Source organism: Pedobacter sp. T50_32 (genome assembly GCF_057652195.1).
In genome coordinates, this window is sequence record NZ_JBYFBY010000001.1 from 705,240 (window position 1) to 724,439 (window position 19,200).

The 19,200-nt window shown below is 38.8% G+C and carries 13 protein-coding genes; 10 read left to right on the plus strand and 3 right to left on the minus strand.

Annotated features, from left to right (window positions below):
- Positions 1 to 51: 51 nt before the first annotated feature.
- Entirely contained in the window at positions 52 to 1,365 is a 1,314-nt protein-coding gene (locus tag AC23ME_RS03100; protein WP_487726282.1) for a polysaccharide deacetylase family protein, read from the minus strand.
- Between the two features lie 60 nt (positions 1,366 to 1,425).
- Positions 1,426 to 4,227 carry a triple tyrosine motif-containing protein gene (locus AC23ME_RS03105; protein WP_487726283.1) on the minus strand — a complete coding sequence of 934 codons (2,802 nt, stop codon included), beginning with the start codon at positions 4,225 to 4,227 and terminating at the stop codon, positions 1,426 to 1,428.
- Between the two features lie 248 nt (positions 4,228 to 4,475).
- Here AC23ME_RS03105 and AC23ME_RS03110 point away from each other — a divergent pair, with 248 nt between their 5' ends.
- From AC23ME_RS03110 to AC23ME_RS03145, 8 genes are all read left to right on the plus strand, one after another.
- The gene (locus AC23ME_RS03110; protein WP_487726284.1) at positions 4,476 to 5,291 is read left to right on the plus strand and encodes a hypothetical protein; all 816 of its coding nucleotides are present in this window, start codon (positions 4,476 to 4,478) and stop codon (positions 5,289 to 5,291) included.
- Between the two features lie 33 nt (positions 5,292 to 5,324).
- Positions 5,325 to 8,369: a SusC/RagA family TonB-linked outer membrane protein gene (locus AC23ME_RS03115; protein ID WP_487726285.1), complete on the plus strand. Its 3,045-nt coding sequence runs from the start codon at positions 5,325 to 5,327 to the stop codon at positions 8,367 to 8,369.
- Between the two features lie 12 nt (positions 8,370 to 8,381).
- Positions 8,382 to 10,094 (plus strand): RagB/SusD family nutrient uptake outer membrane protein, encoded by a 1,713-nt coding sequence (locus AC23ME_RS03120; RefSeq protein ID WP_487726286.1) that lies wholly within the window; start codon positions 8,382 to 8,384, stop codon positions 10,092 to 10,094.
- 83 nt (positions 10,095 to 10,177) lie between these two features.
- Positions 10,178 to 11,479 carry a glycoside hydrolase family 2 TIM barrel-domain containing protein gene (locus tag AC23ME_RS03125; RefSeq protein WP_487726287.1) on the plus strand — a complete coding sequence of 434 codons (1,302 nt, stop codon included), beginning with the start codon at positions 10,178 to 10,180 and terminating at the stop codon, positions 11,477 to 11,479.
- Positions 11,480 to 11,520: 41 nt separating this feature from the next.
- Entirely contained in the window at positions 11,521 to 12,621 is a 1,101-nt protein-coding gene (locus AC23ME_RS03130) for a glycoside hydrolase family 16 protein (protein ID WP_487726288.1), read from the plus strand.
- Positions 12,622 to 12,869: 248 nt separating this feature from the next.
- Positions 12,870 to 14,909 carry an excinuclease ABC subunit UvrB gene (uvrB, locus tag AC23ME_RS03135; RefSeq protein WP_487726289.1) on the plus strand — a complete coding sequence of 680 codons (2,040 nt, stop codon included), beginning with the start codon at positions 12,870 to 12,872 and terminating at the stop codon, positions 14,907 to 14,909.
- Positions 14,910 to 14,996: 87 nt separating this feature from the next.
- Positions 14,997 to 15,197, plus strand: a complete 201-nt coding sequence (locus AC23ME_RS03140) for a YwbE family protein (RefSeq protein WP_487726290.1) — start codon at positions 14,997 to 14,999, stop codon at positions 15,195 to 15,197.
- 121 nt (positions 15,198 to 15,318) lie between these two features.
- Complete coding sequence (locus AC23ME_RS03145; protein WP_487726291.1) at positions 15,319 to 15,576, plus strand: DUF4834 family protein; 258 nt, start codon at positions 15,319 to 15,321, stop codon at positions 15,574 to 15,576.
- A 1-nt stretch (position 15,577) separates the two neighbouring features.
- Here the strand turns inward: AC23ME_RS03145 and AC23ME_RS03150 are convergent, their stop codons facing one another.
- Positions 15,578 to 16,660, minus strand: coding sequence for an acyltransferase family protein (locus tag AC23ME_RS03150; RefSeq protein ID WP_487726292.1), 1,083 nt, complete (start codon positions 16,658 to 16,660; stop codon positions 15,578 to 15,580).
- Positions 16,661 to 17,161: 501 nt separating this feature from the next.
- Between AC23ME_RS03150 and AC23ME_RS03155 the strand changes: the two genes are divergently transcribed.
- Both AC23ME_RS03155 and AC23ME_RS03160 read left to right on the plus strand, forming a co-directional pair.
- Positions 17,162 to 18,013: a UDP-2,3-diacylglucosamine diphosphatase gene (locus tag AC23ME_RS03155; protein ID WP_487726293.1), complete on the plus strand. Its 852-nt coding sequence runs from the start codon at positions 17,162 to 17,164 to the stop codon at positions 18,011 to 18,013.
- A 167-nt stretch (positions 18,014 to 18,180) separates the two neighbouring features.
- Positions 18,181 to 19,167 (plus strand): glycosyltransferase family protein, encoded by a 987-nt coding sequence (locus AC23ME_RS03160; protein ID WP_487726294.1) that lies wholly within the window; start codon positions 18,181 to 18,183, stop codon positions 19,165 to 19,167.
- Positions 19,168 to 19,200 lie beyond the last annotated feature (33 nt).

Here is a 19,200-nt window from a genome sequence, read left to right on the forward strand (position 1 = left end):
TAAACCATCTCAGGCATTCCAGAAAACGTTAAAATTGTGATCTATTTCAGATTACTTAGCAACAGCTAATGCTAACATTTGCTCATAAACTTCTTTCCAACCTCTCCAATGCCCCGTTTCTGATAAACTTTCATTGTGCCACAGCGAGTAGAAAGTTCCGTCTACCATTTTTACGTTTTCTAATAGCTCGGTAACCAGTATTAACGCTTGTTTGGGCTGTAGTTTCAGATATTTTAGAAGCGTAGAATCCATTACTGCAAACGGATGTACTTTAAGGTGCGATTGTTTTTCCAGTTGCAAATCGTACCAAAAGAAAGGTGTGCAAGTGCCTGCTCTAAATCCAACTTGCGAAGCGTAGCCCATGGTATAATCATGGTTGATACCTTCTTTAATCAACTGTAGATAGGTTTTTGGAATTTGCAGTTTAAGGTAATGTTGCCTAGAAATATCTATCGTTTTGCCTAAAACGGCATCTAGCAAAGCCTTTTCTTCTTTAAGTTTGATAACATTACTGTTAGAAGCATAAGAAGGATGAATTCCCACTTTAGCCACTTTAGCGGTGTCTTTAATTAATTGTTGCAACAACTCATCATTCGGATGGATATTTACGTCGTGTGCTCTGTCGCCTTTTAACGAAAGCAGAAAGAAGAAGATTGTATTTAATTGATGCTTTTCATGTAATTGATGCAGGTATTCGTAGGTATCAAAGGGATCTTTTTTCTTCCCCAAACCTGTACTTATAATGTTAGTTAGCCTTTCGGTATCGCCTATGGCAATTGCCCTAATAAAACGTGCAGTATTTTTGATGATACCGCTAGATTTAAAGTGATATGCTCTATCAATATCTATAGTTGGAATAAATTCAAACTTCCGGCTTCCAAAATGAATACTGCCTAGCTTGTTGAGCAACAAGTTTTTCAAAATCATTGCCCATTGGTCTATTACTGGAGTTTTTAATAAACCAAGTTCGTACTGTAAACTCTTTTCGGAAGGGAACCTTAAATGTTCGTCGGGCGTGTAAGGTAAATATTCTTCGTATCTGCTTAATAAGTAGAAAGATGCAGCAAATATATCAAAAGGCAATGCGCTGTTTTCAACAGAAAAGGGAACCTTGTCATTTCCAAAATCTGTGATAGCTAAATCTTGTTCAGCAATATTGTTCTTAAGTAAAAGTCCGTTCGCTTTAAAGAACAGTTCATTGCTCAAAGGCTTTTCTGCATAACTGAATTTTGGCCCATTGTACGTGATGAACTGATTGGAAACACTGGTGAATTCAAAATCGCATCGCAATACTTCCCTAAAAATAAAATTGAAAATGTATTTGATACGTGGGGTAACTTGTGGACTATAAACGAGAAGCTGCATATTTACTAAGTTAAATAATTATGCCTTTAAACATAGCAGTTTTAGAAAATTTCGAAGCTACTAAAACGCATTAAAAAACTCGAACAAGTTCACATTACCATCAATATTTAACTTCTTTCGTAATCGATAACGACCAATTTCAACGCCGCGGGGCGATATCTTCATCAGCTTTGCGATCTCTTTTGTAGATAGATTCATCTTCAAATAAGCAGAAAGGCGAAGCTCGTTACTAGTGATGGCAGGATATGCCTCCTTTAAATGTTTTAGGAAATCGACGTGAACCTTGTCAAAATGTACGGTGAACTGTTCCCAGCTTTCGTCAGATTTTTCCTCTGCATTTAACAATCTGATAATTTTGTTAAAATCTGCCGAATAGGTATCGTCTTTGATCTCTTTTTTCAGTTTGAATAGCTCGCCTTTAATCTTCGACATTAAATCAGCCTTTTGCACCAAGTGCATGGTATTCGAAGCTAATTCGGTGTTTTTGGTTTCTATTTCCAGCTCTAGTTTTTCGTTTTTAAGCTTGATAATTTCCTTGTCCGATTTATCAATCTCAAGCTGGTGCATATATTGTGTATGCTCTTGTTCTCTTTGGAAAGCAATCCGCTGATTAATAATTTTGCGATGTTGCCTTTTATAAACGATGTACATGATCCCAAAAAACATCAACATATAGATAATGTATGCCACAATGCTCTGATACCAGGGTGGGAAAACGGTAAATTCGTAGGTAGCGGCAATAGATTCGTTACCTAAATTGTCTACCGTCTTTACCATAAAGGTGTAGTTGCCGCCAGGCAAATTGGTATAGTCTTTTTCAGTCTTTTTATCTAGTGGCGACCAATTTTCGTCGAATCCTTTTAGGTAACAAGTATAAAACGTGTTTGCGCTATTTTTGGTAAACGTAGAAGAATACTCGAAATGGAATGAATTTAAAGCATGCTTCATTTTTGGAATTACCTTTTGCGATGCATCTTCATTAATATCTCCAAAATAACCGCCAAAAAGCAAACTATCTGCTTTCCCAGATGCTTTCACTAAACTAATCCTTACTTGCTGTTTACCATATTTTGCAAGGTATTTTTCGAAATTTAGATGGTAAAATCCTTTCTGGGCACCAATAATAATATTGTTTTTATTGATGATGTTGATATGCTCAAAACCACCCAAAGTTTTTCCGTTAAGCTCGGTGATGTAGAGCAGTTCATAAGCATTGCCCTTACGCTGTGCAACACCTAATTTCTTTTCTTCGATAAACCAAATGTTACCTTCTGCATCGTCCTTTAAATAGCGTATATATTTATTCCCAAAAATTGGATTGAAAAGGCTTGAGGGTTCAAAACGATCTTGTTGAGCATTGTACTCGTAAACACCTTTTTCGGTACCCACAACAATTTTATTTTTAACAAAGTAAATATGATTGTTGAATGTAGATGGTAAACCTTTTTTATGGGTGTAAAGCTGCACTTTAGTTGTGTGTAAATTGGAGGTTGCTATTTTGTAGACACCTTTATAAGGATGCGATACCCAAATATTGTTGCCTTCTGCAAGTACGAAACGAGCAGATTCGCTAAAATTGCCAATGTTTGAAATTAATTGTAGCCTTTGGTTAATGTCTTCAAAAACAGAAATGCCGTCATAATTACCCGAAAGCAAAAAGCGCCTATTGGTTGTTGGCTGTGGGAAATTCAGAAAGTTCCAATATCCTTTTCCAGTAGTAATAGGAACAGGTTTGTCGTCAATTATTTCGAAAGCACCTTCATGCCTACCAAGCAGAAGCTTTCCATTCACCACATTCATGCCCCACGACTGCCCAGAGGCGTTAGCTATAGCATTAAAATTGCTTTGCGCAAGGCTAATGTCAGTAACATTTCCTAACGGAAGTTTGTAAACTCCATTAGATAAGCCAACGTATAAACTGTTATTGTGAAGAACTGAAGTATGCCCGCTTGCATTATCAAAAACAGGGGGATTAATGTGTTTAATGGCATTACTATTTGCAATAAAGCTGATACCATCTGCAAGTCCAAGCCAAATATTGGCGTTTTTATCGCTGTACAAACTTAAAACAGAGCTGTTTTGTATACCCGAACTCTTGTTGAGTTGGTAAAGCTGTTTTCCACTTTTTTCAAAAAGATAGAAGCCTTTATCTAAGGTGCCAATACCTATTAAATTATTGTTAACGATACAGGTATTGGTGATGTTTGAGAGATAGCTAATGTTTTTGACTGGCTGCATTTGTTGGTTGTGCAGTAGGAGTAAGCCTTGCCACATGGTTCCAACCAAAATACTGTCTTTGCCATATTGTGCCATAGAGCTAATGGATAAATCTGCTGGTAGTGGATGGCTTACTGCTGGTTCCCAGCGGTCTACGTTAAGTTTTAGCAAGCCCTTAGCCTTGTCGTGAGCAATAATTTGTTGATTTCCCATGCCCATATAAAGCCATCCAGCTTCTGATTTAAATACGCTAATTTTATTGTTCTTCCACCTATAAATTCCGTTTGCTGCTCTGAAAAAAGTGGCATCTGCTGTAGAATGCACGTTCCAGATATCTGCAAAAGATCTATATGCTTCTGGAATTTTATTCTTTAGGCTATGGAAAACCAATCTTCCGCTTAAATCTGGGGCAAAATAGCCGAAGTCGCCCTGCCCGCCTGCATATATCTTATTGTCGTTGCCGATTTTAATAGACCTTACAATGGTTTTGTTGGGCAATGGATATATTTTCCAGCGGCTGCCATCAAAAGTTAGTAATCCCTCATCATTGGCAAAATACAAAACGCCATTACGGTCTTGTTGGATATCCCAATTGTGACTGCCGCCGCCATAACTTGTGTTATAGTAGTTAATAATGTCTGGCATACCTATCGGATTTTGAGTAAATCCAAATAGAGGTAGAGAAAAAAAGAGTAAGGCTAATATTTGGTTTTTCATTAACAAACTAAAAGTAGGTAAATTCTCGCTTTCTTCAAATGTTGTAGGTATAATCTGTGCTGTTGTGTTATTTTAAGCGGTTTTGATGTAGTTTTGTAGGGGTTAAAAATTTGGATGTCGAGGATTATTAGCGATAATTTTACATCAATTAACCGATTAACCAAATATTAAAAAGTATGAACAACAAGTCTTTTGTAAGGCATCATTGTCTTTTACTGTTGGCATTAATTACTCTTTTCAACTTCGGCTGTAAAGATGAAGATTATACCAGCAAACTCGGAACTCCTGCCACAGCAGCCTTTAAGGTAACCAAAGTTGCAGGCAAAGTAAACACCTACCTATTAGAAAGTACATCTCAAAACGCTTACCGTTACCAATGGGATTTCGGACAGAACGAAGGCCTTAAATCTGCTGGCGCAAGCACAGAAGCTTATTTTATTTCTAAAGGCACTTACAACGTGAAATTGTATGCTTATGGAGAGGGTGGCTACGACATCGCTACGCAACCTATAGTGGTAGATCAAGATGATTTTACGCCGACACTGAACGATGCGACCTATAAACTTCTAACAGCGCACAGTTGGAAATTAGACGCAAGTTCGGCTGCACCAATTATTGTTGGTACAGAAAATAATCCAGGTGAATATTATGGCGGTGGTGCTTTAGCTCCTTGTCAGGTAGATGATGACTATACTTTCTCATTTGCCAACAATGCTTTTAAACTTACTTACAAAGCAAACGGACAAACTTTACACAGCGGCAATTGCGGAAGTGATAGATCTTATGAATCTGCCTTCACCTTTAGCAAAACTGTAGTAGGTGCGGGTATTGCAAGCATCACTATTCCGGGGAATGCACCTGATAGATTTATCGGAATTACAGATCCTTCTTCTAATAATTATCGTATTATTTCTATTTCTGCTACAGAGATGGTTTTACGTTCTGGAAAACCTGGAGATGTGGTACACCAAATGCGTTTCGTTAAGAAGTAATTAGCTTATTTTTAATTAAAGCCAAATATAAATATGAAAAGAATTCGACTATTGATCGTATTACTGGTTTCTTTTGCCTTACAGAACGTGTATGCCCAGAGCATCACAGTTTCTGGTGTGGTTAAAGATGGACTAGGTAAGGAAATTCCGGGTGTTTCTGTGCTCATCAAAGGCACCACCAATGGAGTTGCAACTACAGCCGATGGTAAGTATTCCATCACCGTGCCTAAAGCAGGTACAACTATTGTTTTCTCATTTATCGGGATGACAACCCAAGAGTTTATCGTTACAAAATCTGAAACTATTAATATTACTATGGACGATGCTGCCAACACCTTAAACGACGTGGTTGTAGTGGGTTTTGGTACACAAAAACGTAGTAACGTAACAGGCTCTGTAGCTACTGTAAATAACAAGCAATTGGTACAAACACCAGTTGGCGATTTGAGTAATGCACTTGCCGGTCGTACCCCAGGTGTAATTACCAAACAACCTTCTGGAGAGCCTGGAGCAGATGGTACGCAAATCTTCATCAGAGGTAACTCTACTTTTGGTGGCGGCAGCATGGAGCCATTATTCGTAATTGATGGTGTGGTTCGTTCTGGACGTGATTTCGGACAAATGGATCCGAACGAGATTGAAAGTGTGAGTATCTTAAAAGATGCATCTTCGGCCGCAATTTTCGGTGTTAAAGGTGCAAATGGTGTGGTTTTGGTAACCACTAAACGTGGTAAAGCTGGTCAGTTAAGCGCTAACTATTCTTTCAACTACGGTTTTTCACAAGTAACCAGATTACCGAATGCATTAGGTTCTTACGAATATGCAACTTTGTATAACGAAGCAAAGCTAAATGATAACCCTGTCGCTACGCCCGAGTTTTCTTTAGAGCGTTTAGAGGCGTTTAGAAATGGAACAGATCCTGATGCGAATCCAAATACCGATTGGATGGATTTAGTACTTGGTGGCACGGCTCCAAGAATGCAGCACAACCTTTCATTATCAGGCGGTAGCGAAAAAATCAAGTATTTTACTTCTTTCGGTTACCTTAACGAAGATGGTTTATACAGTTCATTAAACTATAACAGATACAACGTTAGAAGTAATATTGATATCCAAGCAACATCTACCACAAAAATTTCTGTAGACTTAGCGGGAAGACTTGAAAATAAATTATCTCCGCCAGCAAGTGTAGATAATATTTTTGAGCACACAATGCGTAACCCACCAGTACAACCAGCTAGGTTTTCTAACGGTTTACTAGCGGCGCCAGGTGTATACCCAAATCCTTTGGCATTAATTAGCGAAGAAAGTGGATATAACAGAAACTCAGCTAACTTTTTCATGAGCAACTTCCAAGTGGTACAACAAATTCCAGGTGTAGAAGGCTTATCAATTAAAGGGGTTTTAGCATTCGATAGAAACTTTAATCATAATAAAACGTGGAACCAGTGGGTGCCGCTTTATGCTAGAGCTAACGACGGAACTTACACCATCAATGCACAATCAAAATCATCTCTTTCTAAAGGATATGGCGAAGGGCAAAGCACCGAGTTACAAGGTCATATCAACTACGACAGAAGATTTGGGAAACACGGTATTTCGGCATTAGCCTTAGTATTGCAAAAACAAAATCAAGGTACTGGAATTTATGGTGCTAGAAACTCTTACGAAAGTTCTGCTTTGCAAATCTTGAATTTTGGGCCAGCTTTAAATGAAGTTTTAAGTGATGGTGAGGATAAAACTGCTTTGCGTAGTGCGGCCTTCCGTGTAAACTACGATTTTGACGGCAAGTACCTTTTCCAAGCGAGTTTAAGACGTGATGAGTCGGAGAACTTTGCACCGAGCGAAAGAGTAGGTTACTTCCCTGCGTTTTCTGCTGGTTGGTTGTTAACTAGAGAAAGCTTTATGCAAAACGTAAAGTTTGTTGATTTCTTGAAGTTAAAAGCATCTTATGGTACTTTAGGTAGCGATCGTATTCCTAGCCGTTTCGGTTACTACAACCGTTACAATTTAGTGCCAAATGTTTATCCTTTCGGAGGAAATTTTGTTACAGGTTTAACTCCTGGCGCTATCGCAAACGAAAATTTAACTTGGGAAACTTCGGTAAAAATGGATGCGGGTTTAGAAGCTAAATTCTTCAAAAATCAGTTGAGTGTAGATTTCACTGTGTTTAAGGAAAGAAGAAAAGATATTTTAGCTACTCGTGCACTTTCTGTACCATTAAGCTTTGGTGCTGCATTGCCAGCCGAAAACTTTGGTATTGTAGACAATCAAGGTTTGGAGTTGATTTTAAATCACAATAAGCAATTATCTAGCAATTTCTCATACTTTATTGGCGGTAACTTTACTTACGCTAAAAATAAAATTGTGGAGGCAGCCGAAGCTTCTAATATTCCAGATTACAGACGTATTACAGGAAGACCAAACGGCGGAATTTTTGGATATAAAGCAGTTGGTATTTTTAGAGACGCGGCAGATTATGCAGCTTCGCCTAAACATAGCGCATACCTAAACTCTACTGGTCCTGGCGATATCAAATATCAAGATATCAATGGTGATGGAATTATCAACGATGACGATATTACTTATTTAGGCAACGGTACACTACCTCAAATTCTTTACGGTATTAATGGTGGTGTAAACTTTAAAGGTTTCGAGTTAAACTTCTTATTGCAAGGAGCGGCACAATCTCAACAATTATTTACGCAAAATGCGGCTTGGGCATTTCATAACAGTGGGCGTGTAAATGCAGAATGGTTAGATAGATGGACACCAAATCGTCCTGATGCACCATTGCCTCGTTTAACACTAAACACTAACGGTAATAACTATTTAGTAAGCAGCTTCTGGGTACAAAACTCAAGCTATATCAGGTTAAAGAATGTGGAGTTTGCCTATACTGTAAAACACAGGTTACTATCTAAAATTGGCGCAAACAACATCAGACTTTATGCACAAGGGCAAAACTTGTTTACCATTACCGATTTGATCAACCTAGATCCAGAAAATACGAATGGTATTGGTAGATATTATCCGCAACAAAAGACTTACACTTTTGGAGTTAACGTACAGTTCTAACCAATGGTTGATATGATTACTATTAAAAGAAAAGAAATGAACAAAAGATATAAATGGTTAGTCGGCGTAATGGTAGTTACGTTTACAACTTTCTCATGTAAAAAAGACCTGTTAGATATAAAACCAATTGATTTCGTGTCTGATGTAGCCGTTTTTCAGGATATCACACTTACCAATCAGTTTGTGAATGATATCTACGGTTCAATGCTAAGCGGTTTCGAACGTAGAGATTTTGGTTACGATCAAGACTGGGCACGTGGTTTTGCTAATTTGGATATGATGACTGACGATATCGAAGGTCATAACGATTTGCCGATGAACCGAGTTCAGGAAGGTGATTTAAACCCGAATTTCTCGATGGGGACACAGCTTTGGGCAGTTAACTATTCGTTAATTAGAAAAGCGAATACTCTTATTGCACGTATTGATGGTGTACCCACTACAAATACAGCGTTGAAAGATCGTTTAAAGGCAGAAACTAAGTTTTTAAGAGCTTTTGCTTACGCTGATTTAGTGAAGTCGTTTGGTGGTGTGCCATTAATTACCACAGAACAAAACGCAACTGATGATTTAGAGGTGCCAAGAAATACTTATGATGAGTGTGTGGCTTTCATCATCAAAGAATGTGATGAAGCTGCGGCGGTGTTGTTGCCATCTTATCCAGATGCTGCCGAGTTGGGTAGAGCTACTAAAGGTGCTGCGTTGGCATTAAAAGCTAGAGTTTTATTGTACCATGCAAGTCCGTTAAATAACCCTAACAACATCATTACACGTTGGGATGATGCAGCAAAAGCGGCACAACAAGTAATGGCACTTGCTCCAGCAACTTATGACATTCATCCAGATTACTACCAGTTGTTTATGACTAAGGCTGGAAATAAAGAGGTAATTTTTGCAAAGAAATTTGCTCGTCCTCACCGTACCCACCAAAGTGCACACATGTTGCATATGAGCTTTACGCCAACAGGTTGGGGTGGTTGGGGCGCTTTCCACGCTACGCAAAATTTGGTAGACGCTTTTGAAATGAAAACTACAGGTTTGCGTCCAGATGAAGCTGGTTCTGGGTACGATCCGCAAAATCCATATGCTAATCGTGATAATCGTTTAGATAGAGCGATGCTGATGAATGGCTCACAATTTAAAGGCATTACGGTAGAAACTTTCCAAAGTGCAGACTTAAGCGCTCACCCAGATGGAAATGCCAACGGGCGTACCAATGGTGATAGAACTAAAACTGGTTATGGCTTACGTAAATTTATCGACGATAAAAATATGACCGCCGATGCAGTTTATCAAGGTGGCGATAACGATTGGATTTACATGCGTTACGCAGAGGTTTTATTAAACTATGCTGAAGCTAAGAACGAATTCAGCGGGCCAGATGGTACAGTTTACGATGCTTTAGACAAAGTTCGTAACAGAGGCGGTTTGCCACCGTTGACGAGAAACTTCTCGCAGGTTACACTGAGAGAGAAAATCCGTAACGAACGTAGAGTTGAGCTTTGTTTCGAAGAGCACCGTGTGTATGACGTAAGACGTTGGAAAACTGGAATGACTTATTTCAACGGACCTGTTTATAGAATGAACGTGGTTAAAAATGCTAATGGTTCTATCACTTACACCAAAGCAGTTTTAGAAAACAGAGTTTATAAGGAGAGTTACAATTTGTTTCCAATTCCTCAAATTGAGAGGGAGAGAAACAGAAAGCTAACCCCTAATCCATAATAATTAATAATGATTTAGCACTTGTTCGCAAGGTAATAACTACGAACAAGTGCTTTTAAAGTACAGGCTTATACCCTGATGATATGCAAAAAATAATCAAAGGCATAGTAACGCTACTCGTTGTGCTCGGAAATAATGTTTTCGCGGTAGACAGTACGGCTCCTGCCAACCCAAATACGGCCATTAAAGTAGAAGTTAGAAGGTCTGAAAAAGGTTTTGAACTGCTAAGAGGTGGGAAGCCTTATTATATTAAAGGTGCTGGGGGTACTTCCTACTACAATCGTGTAGCTGCTTACGGAGGAAATTCTGTACGTACGTGGAGTACCAACAATGCCAAAAGCATTCTCGATTCTGCACAAAAAAACGGACTTACGGTAATGATGGGTTTGCCTGTCACCCCAGAACGTCATGGTTTTAACTACGATGATGCTGCTGCGGTTAAAAAGCAGTTCGAGAAAGTTAAAGCAGAAGTGTTGAAATATAAAGACCATCCAGCTTTGCTAAGTTGGGGCATTGGTAACGAACTCAACCTATCTTACAAAAATCCAAAAGTTTGGGAGGCTGTAAACGATATCGCGAAGATGATCCACGAGCTTGATCCAAACCATCCAGCTACTACTGTATTGGCGGGCATCAATCAAAAGGAAATCGACCAGATCAAAGCTACAGCTACGGCGATAGATATTTTAGCGATTAATACTTATGGAGGCTTAGCAGAATTACCAGCTAAAGTTAAATCTGTTGGTTGGACAGGACCTTATATCGTTACAGAGTGGGGGCCAACTGGACACTGGGAAGGTTTGCAAACCGAATGGAATGCGCCTGTGGAAGAAACAAGCAGCGAAAAAGCGGCAGTGTATTTCAACCGTTACAACTACGGAATTGATAGAGATAAAGCTAATTGTTTGGGTTCCTACGTTTTCTTATGGGGACAAAAGCAGGAAAGAACGCCAACTTGGTACGGGCTTTTTACTTCAAGAGGTGAAGAAAGTGAAGTGGTAGATGTAATGCAATACCTGTGGACTGGTACTCTTCCGAAAAATAAAGCACCACATATTTATGGCTTTGTACTAAATAAACAGAAATCGAACCAGAGTGTTATTTTAAAGCCAAATACAAATTACGAGGCAGAGGTTACAGCTTTCGATCCAGATAAAGACCAGTTAAAATACAGATGGGAATTATTGCCCGAAGCAACTAAAGTAGGTGAAGGCGGCGACCACGAGGATAAACCAGAAACTGTAAAAATGAACTTCAAGGATCTTGGCAATGGAAAAATCAACGTTACTGCTCCAGCTGTATCAGGTGCTTATCGTTTATTTGTTTATGTAGAAGACGGAAAAAACAAAGTGGCAACTGCTAACATCCCATTTTTTGTAAAGTAAAATACCGAACCGATTAGATTTGTGAACTTAAACCCGAGAAAATGAAGACATACACATTATTGTTTAGAACTTGTATCATGGCACTTTTTGTACTAACCATGAGCATGAGCTGCAAAAAGGAGGCGAAGGCCGCCGAGCCAACAGATTTACAATTAACAGCAAACGTTAGTAGCGATGGTTCGGGAAGGGTAGATTTTGTAGCGACAGCAAATAATGCAGATCGTTATTTGTTTTCTTTTGGCCAAGCTACAAACGAAAGCATCCGTTCTAACGATGGCAAAGCTTATACTATCTACGCAGAAGGAGGAACTTACACTGTAAAAGTAACAGCGTATTCGGCAAGTAATAAGTCTATTGAGCTTACAAAACAAGTTACCGTAGAAAAGAATGAAGTAATAGATAACAGTGGTTACATCTCGCCAGAAACTTATCCGGGTATGACCTTGGTTTGGCAAGACGAGTTTAATGGTAGTGCTTTAGATACAAAGTTTTGGAATTTTGAAGAAGGCAACGGAACGGAAGGCTGGGGTAACTGGGAGCTGCAATACTACCGTAAAGAAAACACAAGAGTGCACAACGGTTACTTAACCATTACCGCAAAAAAAGAATCCTTCGGTGGAAAAGAATATACCTCGTCAAGATTAACTACAGAAGCGAAAAAAGATTTTCTTTATGGTCGTATCGAAATGAGAGCGAAGCTACCTAAAGGACAAGGGATTTGGCCAGCATTTTGGGCTTTGGGTGCAAACATTCGTACTACACCTTGGCCATTCTCAGGAGAAATTGATATCATGGAAATGGTTGGCGGTGGTCCAGGAAAGGATAACACCCTTCACGGTACAGTGCATTACGAAGATGGCGGTCACAAATACATTGGCGGTTCTACTACTTTAAAATCTGGCGACTTTTACGATAAATTCCATGTGTTCTCTATCGTTTGGACAACCAACTCGATTAAGTGGTATCTCGATAACGAAGAGTTTTACACTTTCGATACTACTGGAGCAAATAAAGACGAGTTTAGAAAGCCTTACTTCCTTTTGCTTAATCTAGCCGTTGGCGGAAATTGGCCAGGTGCACCAAATACAAGCACCGTATTTCCGCAAAGGTACATTATAGATTATGTTAGAGTTTTTCAATAGAACTATCTTCATCCGTTAGTTAATAGATTGTTTGAATAAGCCCCGATTTATCGGGGTTTTTTGTTTGCTGGTAGAGACGCAAAATTTTGCGTCTGTACGTAGGAGAATATTAGTGATCAAATAATGAAATAGGCATATTCATCATCATAATCCATTCCTCAATTAGTATATCTCAGAAGTTAAAATAAAGAGTGCAAAAACTTCTGTCCTATAATTTAGGTTAATCCCTAAACCGTATCTTTGTAATAATGAAGTTCAAACTCATCTCTGATTATAAACCTACTGGCGACCAGCCCACTGCAATAAAGCAATTGGTAGAAGGTGTAAATGCTGCCGAACACTATCAAACCTTATTGGGTGTAACGGGTTCGGGTAAAACGTTTACCGTAGCCAACGTAATTGAGCAAACGCAAAAGCCTACGCTAATTCTTAGCCATAACAAAACTTTGGCAGCGCAGTTGTACGGCGAAATGAAGCAATTTTTCCCTGAAAATGCGGTAAACTATTTTGTTTCCTACTACGATTATTATCAGCCAGAGGCTTACATGCCCACTACAAATACCTACATCGAGAAGGATTTACAAATCAACGAAGAGATAGAAAAGCTACGTTTACGCTCTACTTCTTCACTGATTTCTGGACGTAGAGATGTGATCATTGTTTCCTCGATTTCTTGTATTTACGGTATGGGAAATCCAGATGATTTCTCTAAATCTGTTTATCGTTTTGGTGTGGGTACAAGAGTGAGTAGAAATGCTTTTTTACACCATCTGGTGGAAATTTTATATGCTCGTACCATCAACGATTTTAAACGTGGAACTTTCCGTGTAAAAGGCGATACGGTAGATATTTATCCAGCTTACATGGATCACGCTTATCGTATTTCCTTTTTTGGAGATGATATCGAAGAGCTATCAGCCATTGACCCGGTAACTGGAAAAACGATAGAAAAACTGGAAGATATATCTATTTATCCTGCTAACCTTTTCGTAACGCCAAAAGACAGATTTAACCAATCCATTTGGGGTATACAGGAAGAATTGGAAGTTCGTAAAAACCAACTTTTAGGAGATGGACTTAACCTTGAAGCCAAACGTTTGGAAGAGCGTGTAAACTTCGATATCGAGATGATGAAAGAGCTGGGCTACTGTTCTGGAATTGAGAACTATTCTCGTTTTTTCGATGGTCGTTCGCCAGGAATGCGCCCTTTCTGTTTGCTAGATTATTTTCCAGATGACTACTTGATGGTGATTGACGAAAGTCACGTAACGGTGCCGCAAATTAGGGCAATGTACGGTGGTGATAGATCTAGAAAACTATCGTTGGTAGAATATGGTTTCCGTTTGCCATCGGCATTGGATAACCGTCCACTAAACTTCGAAGAATTTGAACGTTTAGCACCGCAAACCATTTATGTAAGCGCCACCCCAGCAGATTACGAACTACAAAAATCTGAAGGTGTGGTAATTGAACAGGTAATTAGACCAACGGGTTTGCTAGACCCAATCATTGAAATCCGCCCTGCGATAAACCAAGTAGATGATTTATTGGACGAAATTGATAAAACCATTAAACAGGGCGATCGTGTTTTAGTAACCACGCTAACCAAACGCATGGCCGAAGAGTTGACCAAATACATGGACAGGTTGAATATCAAGTGTCGTTACATTCACTCGGAAGTGAAAACTTTAGAGCGTGTAGAGATTTTACGTGGCCTGCGTTTAGGAGAGTTTGATGTATTGATTGGTATTAACTTACTACGTGAAGGTTTGGATTTGCCGGAAGTAAGTTTCGTAGCAATTTTAGATGCAGATAAAGAAGGTTTCTTACGTTCGGATAGGGCTTTAATTCAAACTATAGGCCGTGCAGCTCGTAATGATAGAGGGCGTGTAATTATGTACGCCGATGATATTACCGAGTCTATGGAGCGCACCATTAGCGAAACCAACCGACGCAGGGAAAAGCAAATTGCTTATAATTTAGAACATGGCATTATACCTAAAACGGTAGGTAAATCTAAGGAAGAAATTATGGAGCAAACTTCTGTATTGGAGGTTTCCGAAAAACAAAAAGCTAGAGCAAAAGCTTATGTAGAAGTTGATGAAGTAAGCATAGCAGCAGATCCAGTAGTGCAATATATGACTAAGCCAGAACTACAAAAAGCACTAGACAAATCTCGTAAAGAAATGCAAAAAGCAGCTAAAGAAATGGATTTCTTATTGGCCGCCCGTCTACGTGATGAAATGTTTGCTTTAGAGAAGGTGTTTGAGGAGAGGTTTGGGAAATAGGTAATAAGTTTTAGGTTGTAAGTTAAACGTTTGACTTGCCGCCTAACCTAATGAACCAGTTCAACAAATGGCAAATGAACTAATTTTATGCAAGGACAAAATAGAAACGAAATTTACCCAGGTTTAGAAGTGGGTATCATCCTTAAAAAAGACCAAAGAAGTGGAAACGTAACCTATGGTGTGGTAGAAAAACTTCTCACTTCTTCCGCATTTCATTCCAGAGGGATAAAAGTACGCTTAGAAGATGGACAAATTGGTAGGGTTTGTGAGATTGTTGAAGAAGGTTAATCTAAGTTTCTTGTAACAAATAAATAGACCTTAACCTGAATTGTAATGAAATTGCAATGAAAATCGTTATTTGAAACAAATAACTAGAGGCAAAGTCTATATTTGTAACAACAGTATTTATATGGGATTTCTGATAAAATTTATATTCATCACAATAATTGTACTCTGGATAATCAGGTTATTGATTAGACTTATATTCCCTGCTGTAATAAGAAATGCTTTTGGTAATATGCAACAGCAAGCTCAACAGCAGCAGCAACAACAAAGACCTAGTCGTCCAGAAGGTACTATTTCTATAGACCACATGCCTAAAAAAGAAAAACGAAAAGGCAACGCCGATAATTTGGGTGAATTTGTAGATTACGAAGAAGTAAAGTAATCTAATTCATTTCTCGTTTTGGCGATAACCACTTTCTAATTGGCAAATCGTAAAATTTCATGGCTAAATAAGCAATAATAATTTGTCCTATGATTAAAGATGGGATAACCCAAGCCAAGGTTTGATGGTTGGGTTGCGCCTGTGCATAATAATTGCCGAATGCCCAAAGTACAAAGTAGTGCGTAATGTAAAGCGGGTAAGAAAGCTGACCTGATAATCTGCAAATACCTTGATGCGATGGGTTTAAAGCTGCTCCTGCTCCCAAAGAAACTAAAAATGGGAAATAAACAACAATCACTAAAGGTTCTGTAAGCCAATTCCAATTATCATTGTAAGGCACAAAAAATGCTAAGGCTAGCAAAACTGCCAATAAAGGAAAACCTAATTTGTTTTTGATAATAGCTTGATAACGGAATACGCACATCCCTGCTAAAAATGAGAAAGCTACTCTCACTCCGCCATCCCAAAAATTACTTCCGGCCCAACCTCCGCTAATATTACCAGTGGATTTGGAAACGTAGAAAAGTACAGCAGCTGCTACAATTGCCAATACTAACAACCAAATTCTTTTTAAGCGTTGCAATACCAATGCGTAAACAATATTTGCTACGTATTCCCAAAAAAGTGTCCAAGCTGGGGCGTTTAAGCCAAAGTTGTTAAAAGCTCTTTCGGCAATTATTGGGTAAGGTATCATTAAGATTGATGCAAAAAATAACAAAGCCAGTTTTCCTGTGCTGTAAGCTTCTACTTGGTTGCCAAAAGGGTCGAAGATGAACCCGAGTAAACCTAATATGGTACCTAAAACTACCAGCGGATGCAACCTCACTAACCTTTGTTTGAAGAAGGTTTTCAATCCCATTTGTGGTAGCCTGTCATCGTAAGCGTAGGCAACTACAAAACCTGATAGGCAGAAGAAAAAATCTACCGCTAAATAAGCATGTGCAATTAAATCGTCGGGATGCGGCGTGTACATTTCTATGAAGTGGAAAATAACTACGCCAAGTGCGGCAACACCACGTAAGCCATCTAAAATTTCGAAATGTGTTTTGGATTTAAGTACTGAAGGAGAAGAAAGGTTGCTCATTTGGTTTTGCTAAAGTTCAAGATTAAGCATTTTGCTTGGTTTGAGCAAGGGTTTAGTGTACGTACGTTGTTACATAAACCCGATTGAAGTGGAAATACTTTTTGTTGGCTGTCACCCTGAGCTTGTCGAAGGGTTGGTGATAAAATGGTAGATGCTTCGACAGGCTCAGCATGACAGGAGTTAACGGCAGTGCCAACAAAAAGATTTTAACGGAAAGCGGGGCTACCCGTTCAAAAAAGCCTATAACGCTGCTTTTCAAAAATAGCTAAATAAAATAACGATGCCTTAACAATCAGTTAATTAGCGTTGGAGACTTTTGTAAAAGTTAATTATCATACTATGCTTGAACTGTTTTTAATTGTGTGTCTGGTTCTTTTTGTAGCGTTTTTCTTTAGTCCTTACGAGTTAACCGTTGGCGAAGACGAAGATTAATTATACTGTCTGCAAAAATTTGCGCTTTCTGCTAGGAAGGCCGGTCTTTTTTGTCTCTAAAATTAGCTTATGGAGAAAAGAAATGTAGAAATCGTGGTGATTTCTGATGTGCATTTGGGCACCTATGGTTGTCATGCCAAAGAATTGTTGAAATATCTGAAAAGCATTAAGCCAAAAACGTTAATCCTAAACGGAGATATTATTGATATTTGGCAGTTCAGCAAGCGTTATTGGCCAGAAACGCACATGAAAATTCTGCGAAAACTGATGAAATTTGTAGTAGAAGGTGTAAATGTGTATTACCTAACGGGAAACCACGATGAGCTTTTGCGCAAGTTTGCAGATATGCATTTGGGCTCGTTCCATATCCAAAACAAGCTTATTTTAGAAATTGATGGCAAGAAAGCATGGTTTTTTCATGGTGATATTTTTGATGTAACCATGCAGCATTCTAAATGGTTGGCGAAGTTGGGCGCTATTGGTTACGATACTTTAATTTTGCTGAACAGTGTGGTAAATTCGATGCTTACTTTTTTTGGTAAGGAGAAAATGAGTTTCTCGAAAAAGATTAAGGCGAAGTTTAAGGATGCGGTAAAATTCATCAATAGTTTTGAGGAAACTGCTGCCGAATTGGCTATCGAAAATGGTTATCAGTACGTAGTTTGCGGGCATATTCATCAGCCAGAAAAGCGCAATATTTTAGCAGAAGAAGGCGAAGTTTTGTACTTGAATAGTGGCGATTGGGTAGAGAATTTAACTGCTTTAGAATACAACGCTGGGAATTGGGAGATTTTTAAATACGAAGCGCAAAACTTCGTGAAAGATGAAGTAGAACAAGGCGAACTTTCTGACGGAGATGACTTGACTGGAAAGCTGGATGTGAACATTTTATTGCAGAAAATTAAGTTAGAAATTGCTTAAAACTGATAGACTTAACTACCACGTTGGCGGGGACGCCAACATAAGCATTATCTCTTGTTGGCGTCCCCGCCAATAAGCATAATTTAATACGCACTCATTAAAAAAAAATACTTCGATTTTTAAACAGTTTCTGAATACTGCAGAAAAATATAGATATTAGAACCCGAATGAAAATACTTTACGCCATACAGGGAACGGGCAACGGACATGTGAGCAGAGCAAGGGAAATAGTTCCGCTTTTACAGCAGCATGGCGAGGTAGATTTACTGATTTCTGGTACACAGGTGGATGTGAAATTGGCTCAAGAAATTAAGTACAACTTTCATGGCTTCAGCTTCATTTTTGGAAAGAAAGGTGGTGTAGACCACTACAAAACTTGGAAAAACATGAACCTTTTTCAGTTCAAAAAAGACATGAATGCCATTCCGCTACGTGATTACAACCTCATTTTAAACGATTTTGAACCTATTTCTGCATGGGCTTGCCGACTGCAGGGAATAGAAAGTGTGTCGCTAAGTCATCAGGCATCTTTTAAATCGAAGAAAGTTCCGAGACCTAAAACGGTGGATTGGGGTAAGTTGATTTTAAGTAGATACGCACCAACTACATATCATATTGGTTTCCATTTTGATAGATATGACGATTTTATTTACAAGCCTGTAATTAGAAGTGAAATCAGACAGTTGTCGCCAAGTAACTTAGGGCACTACACGGTTTACTTGCCAGCAATTGATGATAAGGATTTGGTGAGTGTGCTGAAACAAATTCCGCAAGTGCGTTGGGAGGTTTTTTCTAAGCACACCAAAATAGCTTATGCAGATGGTAACGTTTTTGTAGAACCGATAAACAACGAAAAGTTTAACCAAAGCATGGCAAGTTGCGAAGGCGTTTTTACTGGCGGTGGTTTTGAGGGGCCGGCAGAAGCTTTGCATTTAGGTAAAAAGCTTTTGGTTGCGCCAATGCGTTTTCAATATGAGCAGCAATGTAATGCCTATGCTTTAAAACAGTTCGGCTTGCCTGTAATTTGGGGAAGTAACCACAATTGGGTGCCAATTTTGAAAGATTTTGTTGCCAATCCACAAGAACACAAATTCGATTTTCCAGACGAAACGGCTGCAATTATTGCGCATACCGTAAATACTTTTGCCAGATAAATTTCTTTACTTTGTTGCAAACTTGCAATTAAA